Here is a 20,540-nt window from a genome sequence, read left to right as displayed (position 1 = left end):
ATGAAATAACCAGCCCGCCGATAAAGCCGCCGCCCGGATTATGATGTCCGGCGAAAAATAAATAAATCGCAAAAGTAAGGATAATAAACGTTACTATTTTTGTAACGGTCTGAAGAATGACATCATTAATTTTCATGATCATCCCTCTTTTCTTTCATCCTGAGACTGATTAAAGAATACACGCCCAGACCTGCAATACAGAGAACCATTATTTCAAGCAGCGTATCAAATCCGCGGAAATCAGCCAGAATGGCATTTACCATATTCCTTGATCGGCCAGCTCATAGGAGTCCTCGAAGTAGACCGAAATCGATGGAAACAGTTTATTTCCCTGAGCAGCGAGCGTAAAGGAGGTGATCAGCACACCTACACCAACGAAATAATCAAGTTTGGAATCTGAACACGCCTTGCCGTTTCCGAAAACGGAATTCCGGGAAGAAAGCGCAGGCAGAGAAGATACAAAGCGACAGAGACGGTTTCTACGACCAGCTGCGTTAAAGCCAGATCCGGCGCGCGGAAAATCACAAAAAACAGCGCAACCAGATACCCTACAGCTCCAATAGCAATGATAGCGGTCAGCCTCTTTGAAGCAAGCATCACCGTCAGGGCACCCGCTACAAGTCCTGCAGCAAGAAGGACTTCATACACTTCTATAGTTGATACATCGATTCTCCGGAAGGAAATCCCTTCTGAGAAAAGAAGCATCCCCCCCGCCAGTATAATAAGTATTCCTAAAATATACTGAATGTAGTCCCGCGTTAAACCGCTCATATAAATATTTGTAAAAGAGTATGCCGCCTGCTCCGCTTTCAATATGCCGGAAGAGTACGCATTATTAGCGTGTAAAACCTGCGGAAAACAAAGTGAAAATACCTTTCCACCGCTTCCACGTTAAAAATAAAATACTTCCAAGCACAACGACGCCAAGCGTCATGAACAGCTCCGTATTAAATCCATGCCAGGCTTCAATATGAATGGAAAAATCCCCTGCATCCCCGGCAGAATGGAAGCTACCATAGGTTCGAGCACGTAATGGGCCAGCACGTTCGGCGCAAAGAAAATTCCAATAACAAATGCCGCAAGCACTGCAGGGGAAATCAACATCCCGGGAGGCGCTTCTTTTGGTTTTTTTTTCAAGACGGCGCGGACGGTATTTCCCCCGGAACGTATGAAAAATAAGAATCATGCTGTAAACGAAGGTAAAAATACTTGCCACCCAGGCTACAGCTGGAATAAGCAGGCCGGCAGCCCCGGCTGAAAAAATTCCAGTCTCTCCTAAAGAAAGGGAGCTGGTAAAGAACAGCTCTTTACTTAAAAACCGTTAAACGGCGGCACTCCTGCCATAGAAAGACTGCCGATCAGCGTCAGTGTAAAAGAAATAGGCATCAGGCTCATCAGCCCGCCTAATTTTCTCGTGTCTCTCGTACCGGTTTCATGGTCAATAATACCGATCACCATAAACAAGCAGCCTTTAAACGTGGAGTGGTTTACTAGATGAAACACAGCTGCCAGAACTGCCGTCGTATATAGAGCCGTTTCTGCTTCCTCCGTGACAGCCAGAGCCAGTGACCCTATTCCGAGAAGCGATGTAATTAAACCCAGCTGACTAATCGTGGAAAAAGCGAGAAGTGCTTTTAAATCGGTTTGCTTCATCGCATTGACTGCACCCCAGAACAAAGTAACGAGGCCAACCGATGTAATGATCCAAAACCACTCCCCGGTCCCTCCAAAAAATGGAGTGAAGCGGGCAATGGCATAAATGCCTGCTTTAACCATCGTTGCCGAGTGCAGATAGGCGCTGATCGGCGTCGGCGCTTCCATTGCGTCCGGAAGCCAGATATGAAAAGGAAACTGGGCGGATTTGGCAAAGGCGCCAATCAAAACAAAAATCATAGCCGGCAGAAATAGAGAATGCTCCTGCAGTTCCCCTGCCTGACTTATAATACCGCGGATGCTGTATGTGCCTGCCATAGAATGAAGCAGTACGATACCCGCAAGCATTGAAAATCCGCCGCTCACCGTAATCAGCATCGCTTTCTGCGCTCCATTCCGGGATTTTTTCCGCTGATACCAAAATGCGATCAGCAGAAAAGACGAAATGCTCGTAAGCTCCCAGAATAAATAAAAGCCAATCAGGTTATCGGAAAATACGACGCCAAGCATGGCACCCATAAAAAAAGCATGTATACGTAAAAATTATGTAGCAGTTCTCTCGTTTTTGATAAATAGAATATGGAGTATAAAACGACCAATGCACCAATTCCACTAAAAAAAACCAAATACAAGACTTAATCCATCTACATAAAAAGAGAGATTAATACCATAGGAAGGAATCCAGGAAAGCGTGTAAAGCATTGTCTCTCCTTCACTTATATCCACCAGCCAGCTTCCCAGTACCACAAAAAGAATAAGCGGCAGCGGCAGAACAAACCATCCGGTATGAACCCGGGAGACATATCGATAAAGGAAAGGAATCATCAGGGCATATAGAAAGGGTAAAAGTACAACAGAATGGAGCCAGGACAAAATGTAACCTCCTACTCACTGAATGTAATAGGATCCATCATTTTCAGTTTTTTTCTTCTTATACATTAGTATAAAGAAAGGCAGGCCGTTTCGCACATAATAAATGCATAAACTCTATCCAGCTCATGATATAATTTAAAAGAGAGCGCTTCCAGGTCATTCTTGATTATCAATTGACAAAATCAGGAACGAGGAGTAGCCTATGGATGAGCTTCATCGATTATCAAGAATTTATTTACACGAGGTGAAAGATCATGACCGGTAAGGGTACAATGGATGAAAGCATTCTGGTCTGTGTTTATTACGGGCCAAACGGTGCCAAATTAATACGCAGGGGATGCAAAATCGCTTCCCGCCTTGACTGTCCTTTATATATAGTATCAATCGACCCGGCTCCCGCCGATGAACTGGATCACGAGAAAAGCCAGTACATTGAAAGCTGGAAAAAGCTTGCAGAAGAATACGGGGCCACCGAGTTTATTTTAAAAGATAATGAAAAGCGCCCGGTCGTTAAAGTCATTGGAGAAGTCGCCAGGGAAAAAGGCGTGACCCAGATTATTATCGGCCAGACCGCTAAAAGCCGCTGGGAAGAAATTACTAAAGGCTCTTTTGTTAATATTCTTCTAAAAGAGCTTCCTTTCATTGACCTTCATATCATTTCTGTTTCAAGAGAGCTTAGGGGTCATGACGGTGATTACGAGAAGGGCTGTCACGCTTATCTTGTGCGGGACGGCACTCAGTATAAAATCAGCTTTAACCATACGAACGAAGCACAATACGAAGGTATCTTTTTTAAAGAAACCGGCACCGACTTTAACAACGGCACCTTTAAGTTTATGAAAGACGGCGAAATGCTGGAAATTCACGTAACCGAAGACTATGTGACAGAAAAAGAAAAGCTGGGGGTATAAGAAATATTTCTCTCTTTTCAAACAGCCTGTCCGGATAAATGTATATAAAATAAAACAATCTTTACTACTCTATAAAAAGACGAAACGCAGCGGCGTTTCGTCTTTTTATGCGTTCCAATTCTTTTTAATTACCACCGGAACCGGAACCGGAGCCGGAAGCGATGGCTCCGGCCATTGCCCCGGTCATTGCTGCCTGCTGGGCCTGAAGAATACTTTCAAGCGATGTCTGAACAGCGGTTTCCATAATAGAAGCTTCTTCTGCATATTCACTGACGGAAAGCTGTACCGCAATCGTAAAATTCATTTTTTTATGCCACTTAAAGTCTTTCGCCTCATTCAGGGCGTTTTCAATCCTTACAATAAAATCAGCCAGCATTTCTTTTTCCTCTGCGAGTGCCATAATTCCTACTTCCGGATAATGTATCGGCCTGACTTTCTTCTCCTGTGCTTCTAGAGTGACGACTACGTCCATAGCATGTTTGACGAGAATGTCAGTGTCTTCATTATCACGCAGGGCCAGAATATGACTCAGCATCTGCAGCTCGTTGGATTTTTTGAACCCTTTGTCATTCAGGTTCCCGTACAGCTCTTCGATCTTTGCCATCAGCGGCGCCTCTTCTAACGGTGATGCCGCTAACAGTACGGCAATCGGATAATCGGAGCTCGACGTCAAAAACATATGATCTTTTTTCATCAAATCAAATACACGCTTGGCTCCTTTAATCAAATCCTCCCTGCTGTCTGCTTCTTTTTTTAAATCAAGCACGAGAAGAGCGGAAATATACGTAAAGCTTCCTCTTTGAAAGGAGCTGTCCACCAGCTGATCGTAAACCTCCATCCATTCATGATACTTTTCTTCGGGATTATCGAAACGAATATCCAGCGTGGCCGCTCCTACATAAACCTGAGCACTGTTTAAAGCACTGAACACTCCTTTTTTCTTTTTCACGTATTCGGCAATTTCTTTAAAACGTTCTACATCAAGCTCTTTTTTACGTACCACATACATAGAGGAAATCAGCATAAGCACTCTTGCATCCACTACCTGCCATTTTAGTTCCTGCTTCAGGGTGGAATAGTACTTCTCATACATTTCAAGTTTATCCATCAGTTTGTTTTCCATGCGATTTCATCCTTTCCGCATATCTGTATCTGTCACTTCTATCATTATACTGCTTTATCAACCTGAACAGTACCTTCCTCTAATGAAAACAGTTGGACAAAATAAAGCCCCTTCCTTAGTGGAAGAGGCTTTATTTCTATTTTAATATAATTGTCTGCTTAGCAGTACCCGGGAGCGGCTTTGTAAATGTTCTGGTCAGATAAAGCATGTAAATCAGCCCTGCCCCCACCCATACTAATCCTCCTATAATGGTCGGCGTATCGAGAAGAAATAACAGCCATAGCATAATGAATGCTCCAATGCCGGGAACTCCGATATAAAACACTTTCTGAAACAGGCCGGCCGTTTCTTTTTGTCTTACAGCCAGCGCGATCACCGATATGTTTACAAAGAAGAAAGCCGTGAGTGCTCCGAAGTTAACAAAGCGGAGGGCCGCATCTACACTGATAAACAAAGCGAGAATAGACAACACGGACGCCAGTGCAATATTGAATACCGGTGTATTAAACTTTGGATGAATATATCCAAACAATTTCTCAGGCAGAATCTCATCCCGCCCCATTACATACAGCAGCCTCGACACAGCAGTAATAGATGCCAGTCCCTGCGTAAATATGGCAGCGATTAATACCGTCATAAAGATGGCATTCAGCGCGCTGCCTCCAATAAGGGCCATCAGCTCCATTGCCGCAGAATCAATGTTTACAAAGGAAAATGCAGGCTGGGCCAGTTGAATTAAGTATGAACTGCTGATATGAAGCACGCTGATAATTCCGATCATAATAAAGATAGCTTTTGGGATCGTTTTCTGAGGGTTTACGGTTTCTTCCGATAATGTCGTAATTGTATCAAATCCCAGGAAAGAGAAAATGACGACAGATGCCCCTGCCAGCATAATCGGCATCGTCAAATCTCCTGCAAAAGGCTGAATCGAGAAAAGTCCTCCCGCTCCGCCCCCAGTCCACAGGCCGCGGATAAGAATAATACAAAACGCAATAATAAACACAATCTGCATGATGACAAACAGTCCGCTCAAATTAGCGGAAGAATTAATTCCGAGCACTGCAATGCCTGCCAGCAGAATAATTAAGCCTATGATCCAAACAGAAGAAGGCACGCCTGGAAACTGAGCGTTCATAAACACTCCAAATGTAATGCAGGCTATGACAGGAGCAAATAAGTAGTTAAATAAAAGCAGCCAGCCTACTAAAAATCCGGCGTTTGGATGAATAGCTTTTTTAGCAAATGTATAGGCGGATCCTGAAATAGGGATCTTTTTCGCCATAATAGCGTAGCTGGTCCCTGTAAATATGACAGCAACAACTGCAAAAACATAAGCCGGTGTCAAAAATCCGGAAGAACCTTCATATGCTACTCCAAATACAGAAAAATAAATCATCGGTGTATTCCATGCCAGACCCATAAAAACAACCTGCCATAACGTTAACGTCCTTTTTAATTCAGCTTTTTCGGCCATGCTTTTCCTTCTTTCTATAGGGATCTTTTTCTTCAATAAAGTTATTCTGATATATTTTATTCTGCAATCGATACAGCAGCCGGCCGGGCTGATTGTTCTTGATGATGTTCATTCTCTGGAGTCTTTTTCTTTTAATCAACTATCCTGGCAGAAAATCTATCAACCTATTTTCGCTGAATCATGTCACTCACTTACAGCCATAAGGGACACATTTTCTTCTTTCAACGGCAGAGATGAATATTCTAAAAAGTATGTTAAATAACCTCACACAACTATTGTCTTCCCAGCTGGTCTCCCCTACACTTTTTGTATACGCAGCACACATAGCGATCCTCAAAAATAACATAAAGGCCTCCTTGCCAATGGCATTGAGGGGCGGAAAATGCTTTCTAGGGTTCCGCTGCCGGCTTTGTTTTACCGCCGGCAGGACAGGTCCGAGAGAAAGCGGGCACGGCCGGATAACTATGGCTGCTGTTTACACGGACGGACAAAAGCCTGGGAGATTAAATTCTCTCAGGCTTTTTTTTATTACGTTACAGGCTTTTGCAGAAATGAATGCATGAATCCAAGGGAGGAAATAACAATGAACAGCTATTGGAATAAATCACTTGAAGCAGGAGAAAAATGGTCCGGGGTTATAAAAAAAGGAAGCCTGCTGCGCTTAACTGCCTCCGGCAAAACGGCTAATGTATCCATGCTTCTATTCAACGCCCATGACCGGACGGAACGCTACAATATGCCGGATACGCTAAAAGCCCAGCATACATCGCATTTAACGAAAGGGCATGTATTAATGAGCGACAACGGCAAAGCGATGGCCGGGATTATAGAAGATGACACCGGATGGCATGATCCTTTTGGCGGTTTTTCCAAAACCGGCTGGACAGATGCCCAATTTGGGAAAACAACCTATCAATCTGAACGGAACGAACGCTATCGCAGCGGTGAAGAGAATTTTTTCAATGGAGCTGTTCCGAAAATGGACTGACGATGCGGGATACCGTCCCCGTCTTGAACGTATTTTCAAAAGTAGCCGTGCAGGACGGAGGCGAAATGGTATTTCATGAAGACAATGCCCAGGAAGGTCAGGCCATTACCTTCCGTACCGAAATGGACCTGCTTATCGTCTTATCCAATACGCCCCATCCGCTTGATACATCCACCGTCTATCCTTCAGTTCCTGTAAAGCTTGAAGCAGGAGCTTCTGAGCCGGTAGGCAAAGATGATATTTGTTTGAATTTATGCAGGGAAAACCGCCGTGCCTTTGAAAACACGTGGGAAGCCAATCTTCTTGCTGAAGGATTTACTGCTGCTGTTCCCGCTGAATAAATTGGAAAATTCAATTATCTTGAAAGGATGATCAAGAGTGACACAAGCAAAAGAAATTACAACGAGCCCCCGAAAAATAGAAGACGCCGTTTACACCCGCACGATTCCAGCCGGTAAAGGCTGGATGCACGACCTCGAGCCCGGACAGGTTTTCAGAATAACCGACCTCGAAGGCAATCAGGCGGCTGATACCCTTTTTTACGATGCTTTGAATCCGGAAGACAGCTACAGCGCGATTGAAACGGTCACCGCTCAGAAAAATATCTACCTTACTACCGGTTCGGTACTGCGGGCAAAATCAGGCAGGCCGCTCCTGACAATTACCGCCGATTCGGTCGGAAGACATGACACCGTAGGTGGTGCCTGCTCTGCGGAAAGCAACACGGTCCGCTACGCCCACGAGAAAAAAGCGATGCATAACTGCCGCGATACGTTTATGTATGAATTATCGAAGCGGGGAGCCAAATTTTCCAAACAAGACCTGGCTCCTAATATTAATTTTTTTATGAATGTTCCTATTACGCCGGAAGGCGGGCTCACTTTTGAAGATGGCGTCTCCGCCCCCGGCTATTATGTAGAAATGCAGGCAGAAACAAACACTACTGTATTAATCAGCAACTGCCCTCAGCTAAATAATCCTTGTAACGATTACAATCCTACACCGATTGAAGTCACGATCTGGAATAACTAATTCATTTAATAGAAGAAAGGAGAATGCTCTATGTTTAAAAAGGTACTTATTGCCAACCGTGGTGCAATTGCGGTGCGTATTGAGCGAACACTAAAAAAGATGGGTATTCCCTCTGTTGCTATTTACACAAAAGCCGACCAGGACAGTCTGCACGTAGACCAGGCAGATGAAGCGGTTCTTATCGGGGAAGGAAATGCCCAGGAGAGCTACCTGCATCCGGAAACCATTCTTCAGGCTGCTCTTGATACCGGTGCCGATGCCATTCACCCGGGCTACGGCTTTTTAAGCGAAAATGCCCAGTTTGCCCGGACCTGCCAGGAAAAAGAAATTACGTTCATCGGCCCAACTCCTGAACAGATGGAGCTGTTTGGCTTAAAGCATTCTGCCAGAGAAGCGGCTGCCAACGCCGATGTACCTCTTCTTCCCGGAACGAACCTGCTTGAGCATGCAGAAGAAGCGGCAGCTGCTGCAGCTGACATTGGCTATCCTGTTATGCTGAAAAGCACCGCCGGCGGAGGCGGTATTGGTATGAGAATCTGCCAGGACAAAGACAGCCTGCTTTCTTCTTTTGACGCCGTAACCCATCTGGCTGAGAACAACTTTAACGACGGCGGCCTGTTTCTGGAAAAGTACATTTCCTCTGCCCGCCACATTGAAGTGCAGATTTTCGGAAGCTGGAAAGGAGATGTCGTTTCTCTTGGAGAAAGAGACTGCTCCATTCAGCGCAGAAATCAAAAAGTGGTCGAAGAATCACCCGCTCCCCTGCTTTCAGAAAAGGTTAGAAAAGAAATGGCAGCTTCGGCTGAACGTCTTGCATCTGCTACCGGCTACCAGAATGCCGGTACCGTGGAATTTCTGTATGATCCTGATTCGGAAGCATTTTATTTTCTTGAAATGAATACCAGACTACAGGTAGAACATGGCGTAACAGAGGAAGTAACCGGTGTTGACTTAGTGGAATGGATGATTCTTGAAGCCGCCCGCGAACTTCCTGCCTTCCCTCCTATTACCATTCAGGGTCACAGCATTCAGGCACGTGTCTATGCCGAAGACAGCTTTCATGATTTCCGGCCGAGCGTCGGCCAGATAGACCGGGTCGAGCTTTCGTCCCTGGCCCGAAACGAATCCTGGGTACGCGACGGCCTTCAGGTCACTACGTTGTATGACCCGATGCTTGCCAAAGTCATCGTTCATTCCAAAGATCGTAACAGCGCGATAGAACAGCTGAGTGCGGCGCTGACTGAAACAAAAATGTACGGAGTGACGACCAATCTTCTCTATATAAAAAGTCTTCTTCAGGAGCCTGCTTTTCAAAAAGGAGAAGTACACACCCAGCTTTTAAACAGCTTTTCTCCTTCTGAAATGGCTCTCGAAGTAATAGACGGCGGTATCCAGACGACGGTCCAGGACTGGCCGGGCCGCGTCGGCCACTGGGATGTAGGAGTCCCTCCCTGCGGCCCGATGGACCCTCTCTCCTTCCGCATCGGCAACCAGCTGCTGCACAATGACGAAAAAGCGAGCGGTCTGGAGCTTACATTACAGGGCGGATCGTACCGCTTTCGTGAAGCAATGTGGTTTTGTATAACAGGTGCTGATATGCAGCCGGCACTTGATGGAAAAGAGATCAGCCTATACCATCCCATCCTCGCTGAAAAGGGGCAGGTTCTTTCCTTCGACCAGGCTGAGTCAGGTATGCGGACATACCTGCTTATCTCAGGCGGATTTGATATGCCGCAGACGCTGAACAGTGCTTCTACGTTTACTCTCGGCGGATTTGGCGGCCATGGCGGCAGAGCCCTTCGTGCAGGAGACGTGCTGCGTGTACATGGAAATACTCTTCCTGCTGTCAGTGAACCTTTAGCAGCCGCAGAAAAACCAGCTATTCAAAAAGAGTGGACGATCGGTGTCGTTCCCGGACCACACTGCACGGAGGAATTTCTGCTTCCGGCTTACCTCCAGCAGCTTGAAGAAACCGAGTGGGAGGTTCACTTTAACAGCTCCAGAACAGGTGTCCGACTGATCGGCCCTGCCCCATTATGGGCAAGAGAAGACGGAGGCGAAGCGGGTCTGCACCCTTCCAATATTCATGATAATGCCTACGCGGTAGGAACCCTTGATCTAACAGGCGACATGCCTATTCTCCTCGGTCCGGATGGTCCAAGCCTCGGCGGATTTGTCTGTCCCGTTACAACAGCATCGGCAGAATTCTGGAAAATCGGCCAGCTTCATGCCGGAGATACGATCCGTTTTCAACTGTTAACGTTATCCCAGGCAGAAACACTCCGCCTGGAGCAGGAAGCCTACCTGAATGCGCTTCAGGAGAGTGCTTCCTATGATATACCTGAACTCTCTTTTGAAAAAAATGCATTCGATCCCAGCTACCCTATTCTTGCCCGTGAAACGGAAGACAGACGCTTTCCGATAACGGTCCGCTGCAGCGGAGATGAAAATGTTCTTGTTGAATACGGAGAAATGGAGCTCGATCTGCTGCTTCGTTTTCAAGTGCAGGTGCTGATGGAGGCAATCCGCCTGGAGGATGATTTTCCTATTATGGATTTGACGCCGGGAATCCGTTCCCTTCAGATCCGTATCAACCCATTGGAAAATAGCGTTCAGCAGGTTTGCAAAAAAGTGCTGGAGCTCGATAAACAGCTTCCTGCTTTAGAGGATATTACTATTCCATCGCGGATTGTGAAGCTTCCACTTTCCTGGGATGATCCATCCACCCAGCTTGCCACGGAACGCTATCAAAAGAACGTCCGGCCTGATGCACCGTGGTGCCCTGATAACCTTGAGTTCATCCGTCGGATCAACGGTCTTGACAGCATTAACAATGTAAAAGATGTCGTGTTTGATGCGAACTATCTCGTGATGGGTCTGGGAGACGTTTATCTCGGAGCTCCAGTCGCTACGCCAACCGATCCAAGGCACCGGCTCGTAACAACCAAATACAATCCGGCACGGACGTGGACGCCTGAGAATGCTGTAGGAATCGGCGGTGCTTATATGTGCGTCTATGGAATGGAAGGTCCGGGCGGCTATCAGTTTGTCGGCCGAACCATTCAAATGTGGAACAAATTCCGGGAAACCAAAAGCTTTGAACCCGGCAAGCCATGGCTGCTCCGCTTTTTTGACCAAATTCAATATTATCCCGTCAGCGCCGATGAACTGCTCGAGCTTCGGGAAGATTTCCTGCGCGGCCGCTTTGAAGCAGATATTACCGAAACGACGTTTTCCCTTAAAGACTATATAGAAGATCTCCAGGCAGTAGAATCCGGTGCCGCCCAGTTTAAACAGCATCAGCAGAAAGCATTCCAGGAAGAACGACAGCGCTGGAAAGAACAAGGCCTGGCAGAATATGTGTCTGAGCAGGATGTAAAGAACGAGCAGCCCGCCGAAGGACTGCCGGAAGGAACTTCTCCTGTCACCTGCTCTATTCCCGGCAGCGTGTGGAAAGTTTTAGTAGAAAACGGATCAGAAGTAAAACAGGGAGAAACGCTTATTATAGAAGAAAGTATGAAAATGGAATTTATTATTGAAGCTCCTTGCGATGGGTATGTGACCGGCCTGTCGATTAAACCGGGAGATGAAGTGCACCCCGGACAGACTATTTTAGGAATTACCGAAAAAAAGGAGGTTTCTGTTTAATGCATGCTTATCCTTCCATTGCTGCTTTAAGAAAAGCTTATACGTCCGGCCGGCTGACTCCAGAAGCTCTCATTGAACAGCTTACAGCTCAGGCTGCAGAGGAGGAATCCTATAATATATGGATTACCCCTCCTTCTCTTTCCTTTATTCAGCCTTACTTGGACAGGCTCAAAGACCTGCCGATAGAGAATGCCCCACTATGGGGAATTCCCTTTGCTTTAAAAGACAATATAGATCTAGCCGGTGTTCCAACAACCGCCGGATGCGAAGCATACAGCTACATTCCCGAAGAACACGCAGCTGCCGCCGCCCGTTTAATCGAAGCAGGTGCTGTCCCTATTGGAAAAACGAACCTGGATCAGTTTGCCACAGGACTGGTCGGTACAAGAAGCCCTTATGGGGAGACAAAAAATGCCTGGAATGCTGATTTAATAAGCGGGGGATCGAGTTCCGGCTCGGCAGTCTCTGTCGCGAAAGGACAGGCTCTCTTTTCTTTAGGAACAGATACCGCGGGCTCCGGCCGGGTGCCTGCTGCATTGAACAATTTAGTGGGGTGGAAATCCAGTCTGGGTGCCTGGCCTGTCAGCGGCATCGTTCCTGCCTGCGCAAGCATCGACTGTTTAACAGTCTTCACAAATACTGTGGAAGACGCCTCTCTTGTGGATTCAGTCATTAGAGGGTTTGATCAAGCAGATCCATGGTCGCGGGAAACCCCTGCTTTATCCGAAACAAAGCCGCAGTCTTATCTGCTGCCGGATAAAGAACCAGCGTTTTTCGGCCCATTTGCCGAAGCTTACCGCCAGGCATGGAAACAGACTGTGGCCGCGCTGGAACAATCCGGTCTCCCCATTAAGTATGTATCTACAGCGTTTATGGAAGAAGCGGCCTCTGTTTTGTATGACGGTCCGCTCGTAGCAGAACGCTGGGCAGAACTGGGAGGATTTGCAGACGCTCATCCAGGGGCTCTTCTGCCTGTCACCGAAAAAGTACTCCGTTCCGGCACAAATCCTGACTACACTGCCGCTGCACTGTTTCAAGCCAGGCATAAGCTTAAGGCCTATACGAGAAAAGCGGAGGCTCTGCTTCAAAACAGTGTACTTATCATGCCTACCGCCGGCGGAACCTGGAGTCGAAACGAGGTAAGGGAAAATCCTATTCAGACGAACAGTGACATGGGACGTTACACCAACCACTGCAACCTTCTTGAATTATGTGCCGTTTCCCTTCCCCAGTCGTTTGCCGATCATAACCTTCCATTCGGTATCACGTTATTTGCCAGCCAGGATAATGACTCGCTTTTGGTTGGAGCTTCGACAGAAATACAGCGCTGCAGCAGTCGAAAAGAAGTAACGATTGCGGTCTGCGGTCTTCATATGAGAGGGTTTGCGCTTGAAAAGCAAATGATTGCCCACGAAGCGTATTTTGTAAAAGAGACAATGTCTGCTTCCAGCTATAAACTGGTCGAAATACCGGGAACTCCCGCTAAACCCGGTATGATTCGTTCTGAAAAGGAAGGCGTCCCTATTGCGCTCGAGCTTTGGAGTATGCCGCTCGATCAGCTCGGCTCATTTACGTCAGGCATTCCTTCTCCGCTAGGAATCGGCAAGGTCGAATTGGAAGACGGAACATTCACTCCCGGCTTTATCTGCGAGGCAGAGGCTGCTGAGTATGGAAAAGACATCACCTCATTCGGCGGCTGGAAAGCCTACCAGCACAGCTTAATATCTCTTTAAAGACCTGCCGGTTTGTTTCACGTGAAACAAACCGGCAGGCTTTTTTCAGGTTTGACAAAAATCGTACGTTTTCTGTAAAGCGTTGTGTATTCCATAAGGAACTGTTTTAATATGTATTATATATACATATTAAAAGGAGGCAATTTATGACGACTCAGCGAGCACTTTCCGAACGCACCATTGATATTGTAAAAAGCACCTCCCCGGTTTTAGCAGTACATGGAGAAGCCATCACTACAAAGTTTTACCAAATGCTGTTCGAAGCCCATCCGGAACTGCTGAACATGTTTAATCATACAAATCAGGCAACTGGTGCTCAGCCAAAAGCATTGGCACAGGCCCTTTATGCCGCAGCCTCTTATGTAGACAAACTTGAAGTACTCGAATCATTTGTAGAAAAAACCGCACAAAAACATGCAAGTGTGGGAGTAAAAGCAGAACACTATCCCATTGTCGGACACTACTTAATCAAAGCGATGGAAGACGTACTTCAGGAAAATGCCACTCCGGATATTTTAGAGGCATGGACTGAAACCTATGGTGTCATCGCTGATATTTTTATTCAGGCCGAACAGAAATTATACGAAACAAAAGACGAAGCACCGAAAGAATGGACAGGTTATAAAGACTTTAAAATAGTTGATATTGTACAGGAAAGCCCAAGCATGAAATCGTTCTATCTTCAGTCTGCCGATGACTCCCCTCTGCCTTCTTTTCTTCCCGGACAGTACGTAAGCCTGCGTTGTTCCATACCAGGAGAAGAATACACCCATGTGCGCTCCTACAGCCTGTCTGATGCTCCTGAAACCGGCTGCTATAGAATTACGGTCAAGCATGAAGAAAATGGGATCGTTTCCTCTTATCTGCATAAACAATCAGTGCCCGGACAGCATATTGAACTGTCTGCTCCATACGGTTCTTTTACACTTCAAACAGATGATCGTAAACCTATTGCCTTTATCAGCGCAGGTTCCGGCCTGACGCCGCTTGTCAGCATGATAAAGTCTATGCCTGATTCCTACGGAGCGCCTGTTACGTTTATTTACGCTGCCAAAAATCATCATCATCATCCTTTGCAGCAGGAAATCAGCGGTGCCCTCCAAAAGCTTCCCATTTCTCAGGCACTGACTTTGTATACAGCCCCCGAAGCAGAATATCTATCTTCTGCTCATTTCGGTACAGAAACGACGCTTACCAGGGAAGCACTTCAATCCGCCCTGCCACAGGAAGATACCCGCTGCTATGTTTGTGGTCCGCCTGCTTTTGTAGAAGCGGCTGTTTTCCATCTTCATGAAATTGGCCGGCATGACATTTCCACCGAAAACTTTGTGCCTGCTTCTTAGTTTTTAAAGATGAAAATAGAAGAAGCCGTTCCCTTTAAAGAGGGAGCGGCTTCGTTTTTATTTTGTGAATGTGTTTTCCAGCGTGCCAATTTCATCAATCGTGCATTCCACTTTGTCGCCTTTTTTTACAAATTCTGCGCCAAGCGGGCTTCCTGTTAAGATTACGTCACCCGGCTCAAGCGTCATTACTTTGGAAAGATAGGACACCATCCGCTTCAGGGAAACGATCATCAGGTCGGATTTACTGTTCTGCTTCTCATCTCCATTTACAAATGCTTTTACGTACACATTAAGCGGATCTAAGTCGGTCTGAATCGCCGGGCCAAGCGGCGTGAACGTATCAAATGATTTACCGACGGTCCAGTGTCCGGCTTCATGGAAAAACTGCGGGGCTGTTACGTCGTTACCTACCGTGTAGCCGAGAATGCTGTCGAGCACTTCATTTTCTTCGATATTCTTCGTGCGTTTTCCAATGACTACAGCCAGCTCAGACTCAAACTTAATCTCGTCCACCCCTTCCGGAATGCGGACTTCTGCTCCTGAACCAACCAATGAAGACGCAGGCTTATAAAAGAAGACCGGAATCTCCGGCTGTGTATCCGGCAGATCTTTTTTATCCCCTACATAATTTGCTCCGATACCGATAATTTTCTCCGGCTCGACGGGTGCAAGCAGGGTTACATCTGCGTGACCATGTGTTTCCCCGGTCGCTTCTCTTCCTGAAAACAGATCCCCTTTAAACGGCTTCAGCCCTTCTTCGGTCCATTCTCCATAATAATGATTCGACTGGTATTCATATCTGCATAGTTTCATCGTATTCTGCCTCCATTTATTAGGGTCTGTTACTGTACAGCTTTCTTTACTTCCAGGCAGCGGCCCGGCATAGGGAAAAGCTTGCCCTGATTCAATAAGTTACCCGGATTGAACACTTCCCGGATTCTCGTCTGTGCTTCAATTTCTTCATCTGAAAAGATAAAGCGCATTTCTTCAATCTTTTCAATACCTACACCATGTTCTCCAGTAATGGAGCCGCCTGCATCCGAGCAGGCTTTCAAGCAGGCTGAACCGGCATCTACCGCTTTTTGGGTTTCTCCGGGATTTCTGGAATCAAACAAAATCAGCGGATGCAGATTCCCATCTCCCGCATGAAAGATGTTGGCAATACGCAGCTCATACTTGCGGCTGATCTCATTAATCTGTTCAAGCACCTCCGGAAGACGGCTTCTTGGGATTACTCCATCCTGAACCAGATAGTCAGGAGAAATGGCTCCCATCGCCCCAAACCCGGTCTTTCGGTTAGCCCACCATCTGCCGCGCTCCGCATCATCTTCGGCTACTTTCACTTCTTTAACATGATTGTTGCGGCAGACGGCAAGGATCTCTTCGATCTGTTCATCAATACCAGCAGCAATTCCGTCTACTTCAATCAACAGCAGTGCTGCAATATCCCGGGGGTGTCCGACAGGGAAAGATCCCTCCTCCACTCCTTCTATCGCAGTTTGGTCCATCATTTCCAGCGCCGCCGGCACGATGCCTGCGGAAATAATGTCTGATACGGCGCGGCTGCCATCTTCTACCTGGTCAAAGTAAGCCAGTACCGTCTGCTTCATTTCAGGATTCTTTAAAATACGAACCGTGATTTCCGTGACGACACCAAGCGTGCCTTCCGATCCGGTAAGAAGTCCAAGCAGATCGTACCCGGGAGAGTCCGGCACGCCGTCTTCCCCGATGGAAATAATATCTCCATTGGGCATAACGACTTCAAGACCAAGAATATGGTTTGTCGTCACGCCATACTTTAAACAATGGGCCCCGCCCGCATTCTCCGCTACGTTTCCGCCGATAGTACATACATACTGGCTGGACGGATCCGGCGCGTAGTAATAGCCTTTACTGGAGATGGAGTTGGTTAAATGAAGATTTACATAGCCCGGCTGCACGACTGCCTTTCGATTTTCATAATCGACGCTCAGCAGCCCTTTCATTTTCACCAGACTGATAATCACCTCATTATTAAGCGGTGTAGCTCCCCCGCTCAGTCCTGTACCGGCACCGCGTGCCAGAAAGGGAAGATCGTTTTGGGCGCAGTATTTCACGAGCGCCGCTACTTCCCTTGTGTTTTTTGGAAACACAACCGCTTTCGGGGAATGCTGGTGAATCGTAAAGCCGTCACAGTTGTAGGAAAGCATGTCGACATCTTCAAACAGTACTTCTTTTTCTCCGACTATCTTAAAGAAGGCTTCAATATGGTGGTCCTGATTTGCACTGACTTTCTTTTTTCTTCTCATTAACTGCATGCCATTTACCCCTTTCCAGAAGTTTGTAACTGCCGCTGTTCTTCTTTTTGCTTTTTATACGCCCAGTCAAGCAGCTGAATGGTGTGGACAATGCGCTCGCTTCTGCCATATTTCTGAACGCCCATCGCCATCTGCAGCATACAGCCCGGGTTCCCCATTGAGATCATTTCCAGATTTTCCGGTATATTCTCCATTTTCCGATCCAGAACGGCATTGGCCATATCAGGATTTGTCAGGTTGTACACGCCGGCGCTGCCGCAGCAGGTATCTGCATTTGGCATATCCACAACTTCCACTCCTGGAATGTCCCGGAGAATTTGACGGGGCTCTTCTCTTACGCCCTGTCCGTGGGCAAGGTGGCAGGCATCATGGTAGGTAATTCTTGTTTTCATTTCGGTCTGCGGTTTCTCGTACCCCGTATCGTACAGGTACTTTGAAATATCCTGAATTTTTTCGGAAAACTCTTCGGCCTTCTCTTTCCATTCCGGCTCGTCTTTAAACAGCTCCGGATATTCCTGCAGCGCGCATCCGCAGCCTGCTGAATTAATGACGACTGTATCGGAATCGCTGAATGCTTCAATATTCTGTTTTGCCAGCTTGCGCCCGGAATCCCGGTCACCTGCGTGCACATGAAGCGCCCCGCAGCAGGTCTGATTTTTCGGTATGACTACTTCGCTGCCATTGTGCGTCAGAACATCGATAGTGGCGTCATTAATATCGCTGAACATCACGTCCATGATACAGCCTGTCATAAATGCCACTCTGCCTTTGACTTCTTCGCCTTTTGCCGGAATGACCGGCATGTTTTTGTATTTCTCACGAACCGGGTGGCCGACATTTGGCATGATGGCTTCCATGCCGGAAAGGTGGTCCGGCATCAGGTTCATTGCCCCTGATTTCCGGGTAAGAGACTGAAGGCCGCTGGTCTGGTAAAAACGGAGCAGGCCGCCGACTTTATTCAGGCGGTTCGTATGCGGAAACAGCTTCTCTAAAATAGTAGAGCTGAAAGCCTTCTTCCATCCGGTAAGCGGCTCTGCACGCCGGATCTGGCCGCGGGCTTCTTCAATCAGTCCGCCAACTTCGACGTCGGCCGGACAGGCCGTTACGCAGGCCCGGCAGTCCAGACAGGTAAAGACAGCGTCCGAGAACGACTGATCCATCTTAATTTCCCCTTCAGCCACAGCGTGAATTAAATGCACGCGTCCTCTTGGGGAATGCTGCTCCTGACCGGTTTCCAAATAGGTCGGACAGGCCTCGAGACACATACCGCAGTGAACACAGTCATCCCATTTGGCTGGATCCGGATGGTCTTCTGAGAAATAGTTGCTTAAGCTTTTCGTCGAACAGGCCGGCTGCTTTTCCATTGTGTAATCCTTTGCCATACTCATTTTATATCCCTCCGACAAATCGACCCGTATTCAATATTTTTTCAGGGTCTGCTTGTTTTTTTATACCGCTCAGTAAAAAGAAATAGGATGGCTGATTTCCCCACACGCTGATCTGACGGCGTACAGCAAGCGGGAGATGAGTAATCACGGCATATCCGCCAAGCTCCTCCGCCTTCGCCCGGATGCTTTTAACCGCCGTAATAACTTTGTCTTCCGGTCCTTCTATATACATTTTTGCTACACCATGTCCAAGTCCGCCGTGTCCATAAACCGCGGCTCCGCTCTCGTGATGAAGCCGGTCGGCTTCCACCATCAAATGAAAGACATCCATATTCTTACTGCCTGTTTTCACAGAAGCTCTAATATTAGAAGACGAGGACGGATCTTTAGGTGACAGTTCAGTAAAGCGCTTCCAAAAAGAAACGGCTTCGTCTTTTTCCATAACGGTCATGTTCATTTCTGCAGGTTTATTTTCTGCCAGCCAGTTCTCCTGAAAAGCAACCGCACTTTCCACATCTTCAAAGGCAACCGCGAGCGTATAGCTCTCTATGTCAGCCAATTTTTTTGATAAAGCAGGATTCATCAGCTCCAGGGACACAGGTTCAATCGTGGAATCAAGAAAACCTACGGTAAACGGCCGGAGTTTCTCCCAATTTTCTTTTGAAAAAGACAGCAGCACAAGCTTCTCCTGCTTAGGGAGCGGACGCAGCTTCAAGGTGATTTCAGATATAACGCCAAGCGTTCCCATCGAACCTACAAACAGTTTATTCATATCGTAGCCGGCAACATTTTTTACTACTTTTCCACCGGTACGGGTAATTCTTCCATCCGGATACACAACCCGCATGCCAATAACATGGTCTCTGGCGGAGCCGTACTTTAAACGCTTCGGCCCGCTGCTGTTGCTGGCAACAATGCCCCCGATCGTTGCATACTCCGGCCATTCCGGATCAAGCGAGATCATTTGGTTATGCCCGGCAAGAAACTCCTGTATGTCTTTCATTACCGTGCCTGGTTTCACTGTCACTGTCATATCGCCGGGAACATGTTCGATAACACCGGCAAATTTTTCGAGACTAAGCAGAATATCATCGCTGTCTTTTGTACCGCCGAAACCACGCTTGGTTCCGCCGCCTATAATCGAAACGCTTTTGCCGTTTTCACTCGCATACGTCAAAATACGGGCAATCTCATCTTCTGTTTCCGGATATACCGTATGCTCCCCTCCATTTCCAAGCGCATGACCCTGCGCTGTTTTCATAATCTGCTGCGGGGATACTACTTCTTCAAGTTCCATATTAAACACTCCTTTCCTTATCTTCCCAGAGAATACTTTCCTGCATCTTTTCTTCAACAAATGATAAATGATCCACCATCGCCCTCCGCGCATTTTCTGGATCTGCCTCCTGTACGAAGCGGGCAATAGCGGCATGCTGGTCAATAATTTTTTGAGAGGAAGCCGGTTCCGCTGCTAAATACAGGTGAAAATCGATCATCGCTTTTTTCGTCGTCGATGACAGAAATTCCATCAGCTGCACAAGAATCGTATTTCCTGCGGCTTTAGCGATTGATTGATGAAAAGCGTAATCAAGCTCCCAGCTGTCCGGCCCAAGCGTCGTCTCCATCGCTTCTGCTGCCTGAACTACTGCATCAGCCTGCTCAGGTGTCCGATAGCTTGCTGCTTCTTTCACCATTTCTGTTTCCAGCATTTTTCTTACTTGAAACAGCTCCTGAATGGCCTGCTGATCAGGAAGCAGGGCTCCTGAGTGAAAAAGCTTTGCTGCATCGAAAGGAGATACAAAGGTGCCTTCTCCTTTTTTCACATAAACAAGCCCTTTTCCTTTTAACGTTGAAATCGCATCTCTTACGGCTGACCTTCCTGTTTCAAACAGATCGCACAGTTCACGGACAGACGGCAGCTTTTCATGGGCTTTGAATGTGCCGGTTTGAATCTGTGTTTCCAGTTCAGCAGCTACGTGCTCGGAAATATGAACAGCGGGAACTTTTTCCACCTCCATAATCAGTCTCCTTTCTTCGTTATCACATATCAGACAACCTGTCTTGAAAAGAAAAG

At 47.1% G+C, this 20,540-nt stretch carries 15 protein-coding genes, 1 pseudogene and 1 riboswitch; of the genes and pseudogenes, 7 read left to right on the top strand and 9 right to left on the bottom strand.

Annotated features, from left to right (window positions below; all coding sequences use genetic code 11):
• Together MMY81_RS12250 and MMY81_RS12245 are read right to left on the bottom strand one after the other, a co-directional pair.
• On the bottom strand, positions 1-136 hold a 136-nt coding region (locus MMY81_RS12250; protein WP_274622839.1), incomplete at its 3' end, for an MnhB domain-containing protein.
• A pseudogene (locus MMY81_RS12245) lies at positions 126-2,526 on the bottom strand (Na+/H+ antiporter subunit A). The gene MMY81_RS12250 and the pseudogene MMY81_RS12245, both read right to left, overlap by 11 nt.
• A 254-nt stretch (positions 2,527-2,780) precedes the next feature.
• Here MMY81_RS12245 and MMY81_RS12240 point away from each other — a divergent pair.
• Positions 2,781-3,437 (top strand): adenine nucleotide alpha hydrolase family protein, encoded by a 657-nt coding sequence (locus tag MMY81_RS12240; protein WP_253075923.1) that lies wholly within the window; start codon positions 2,781-2,783, stop codon positions 3,435-3,437.
• 124 nt (positions 3,438-3,561) lie between these two features.
• Here the strand turns inward: MMY81_RS12240 and MMY81_RS12235 are convergent, their stop codons facing one another.
• Entirely contained in the window at positions 3,562-4,560 is a 999-nt protein-coding gene (locus MMY81_RS12235) for a DUF4003 family protein (RefSeq protein ID WP_252313126.1), read from the bottom strand.
• A 136-nt stretch (positions 4,561-4,696) separates the two neighbouring features.
• A complete protein-coding gene (locus MMY81_RS12230; protein WP_252313125.1) occupies positions 4,697-6,037 on the bottom strand; it encodes an APC family permease in 1,341 nt (446 codons plus the stop codon).
• Positions 6,038-6,415: 378 nt separating this feature from the next.
• Positions 6,416-6,541, top strand: a riboswitch (guanidine-I (ykkC/yxkD leader).
• Positions 6,542-6,620: 79 nt separating this feature from the next.
• Between MMY81_RS12230 and MMY81_RS12225 the strand changes: the two genes are divergently transcribed.
• The 6 genes from MMY81_RS12225 to hmpA all read left to right on the top strand — a co-directional run bounded on the left by MMY81_RS12225 (position 6,621) and on the right by hmpA (position 14,781).
• Positions 6,621-7,025: a DUF1989 domain-containing protein gene (locus MMY81_RS12225; protein WP_252313124.1), complete on the top strand. Its 405-nt coding sequence runs from the start codon at positions 6,621-6,623 to the stop codon at positions 7,023-7,025.
• 23 nt (positions 7,026-7,048) lie between these two features.
• Positions 7,049-7,366 (top strand): DUF1989 domain-containing protein, encoded by a 318-nt coding sequence (locus MMY81_RS12220; protein WP_252313123.1) that lies wholly within the window; start codon positions 7,049-7,051, stop codon positions 7,364-7,366.
• A 37-nt stretch (positions 7,367-7,403) separates the two neighbouring features.
• Complete coding sequence (locus MMY81_RS12215; protein ID WP_252313122.1) at positions 7,404-8,057, top strand: urea amidolyase associated protein UAAP2; 654 nt, start codon at positions 7,404-7,406, stop codon at positions 8,055-8,057.
• Between the two features lie 30 nt (positions 8,058-8,087).
• Complete coding sequence (uca, locus tag MMY81_RS12210; protein WP_252313121.1) at positions 8,088-11,705, top strand: urea carboxylase; 3,618 nt, start codon at positions 8,088-8,090, stop codon at positions 11,703-11,705.
• Positions 11,705-13,438, top strand: a complete 1,734-nt coding sequence (atzF, locus tag MMY81_RS12205; protein ID WP_252313120.1) for an allophanate hydrolase — start codon at positions 11,705-11,707, stop codon at positions 13,436-13,438. Before uca ends, atzF begins: the two co-directional genes overlap by 1 nt.
• A gap of 146 nt (positions 13,439-13,584) precedes the next feature.
• A complete protein-coding gene (hmpA, locus tag MMY81_RS12200; RefSeq protein ID WP_252313119.1) occupies positions 13,585-14,781 on the top strand; it encodes an NO-inducible flavohemoprotein in 1,197 nt (398 codons plus the stop codon).
• 57 nt (positions 14,782-14,838) lie between these two features.
• Here the strand turns inward: hmpA and MMY81_RS12195 are convergent, their stop codons facing one another.
• Genes MMY81_RS12195 through MMY81_RS12175 form a run of 5 tightly spaced genes read right to left on the bottom strand, consistent with a single transcriptional unit; the run spans position 14,839 to position 20,484 of the window.
• Positions 14,839-15,594: a fumarylacetoacetate hydrolase family protein gene (locus MMY81_RS12195; RefSeq protein ID WP_252313118.1), complete on the bottom strand. Its 756-nt coding sequence runs from the start codon at positions 15,592-15,594 to the stop codon at positions 14,839-14,841.
• A gap of 29 nt (positions 15,595-15,623) precedes the next feature.
• Positions 15,624-17,078: an FAD-linked oxidase C-terminal domain-containing protein gene (locus tag MMY81_RS12190; protein ID WP_374561728.1), complete on the bottom strand. Its 1,455-nt coding sequence runs from the start codon at positions 17,076-17,078 to the stop codon at positions 15,624-15,626.
• 5 nt (positions 17,079-17,083) lie between these two features.
• Positions 17,084-18,466, bottom strand: a complete 1,383-nt coding sequence (locus tag MMY81_RS12185; protein WP_252313117.1) for a (Fe-S)-binding protein — start codon at positions 18,464-18,466, stop codon at positions 17,084-17,086.
• Between the two features lies 1 nt (position 18,467).
• Positions 18,468-19,763 (bottom strand): FAD-binding oxidoreductase, encoded by a 1,296-nt coding sequence (locus MMY81_RS12180; RefSeq protein ID WP_252313116.1) that lies wholly within the window; start codon positions 19,761-19,763, stop codon positions 18,468-18,470.
• 1 nt (position 19,764) lies between these two features.
• Positions 19,765-20,484: a FadR/GntR family transcriptional regulator gene (locus MMY81_RS12175; RefSeq protein WP_252313115.1), complete on the bottom strand. Its 720-nt coding sequence runs from the start codon at positions 20,482-20,484 to the stop codon at positions 19,765-19,767.
• Positions 20,485-20,540 lie beyond the last annotated feature (56 nt).

The organism is Sinobaca sp. H24, from assembly GCF_023845525.1.
The sequence above is the reverse complement of the archived record's forward strand: the minus strand, read 5'-3'. Positions and strand labels throughout refer to the sequence as shown.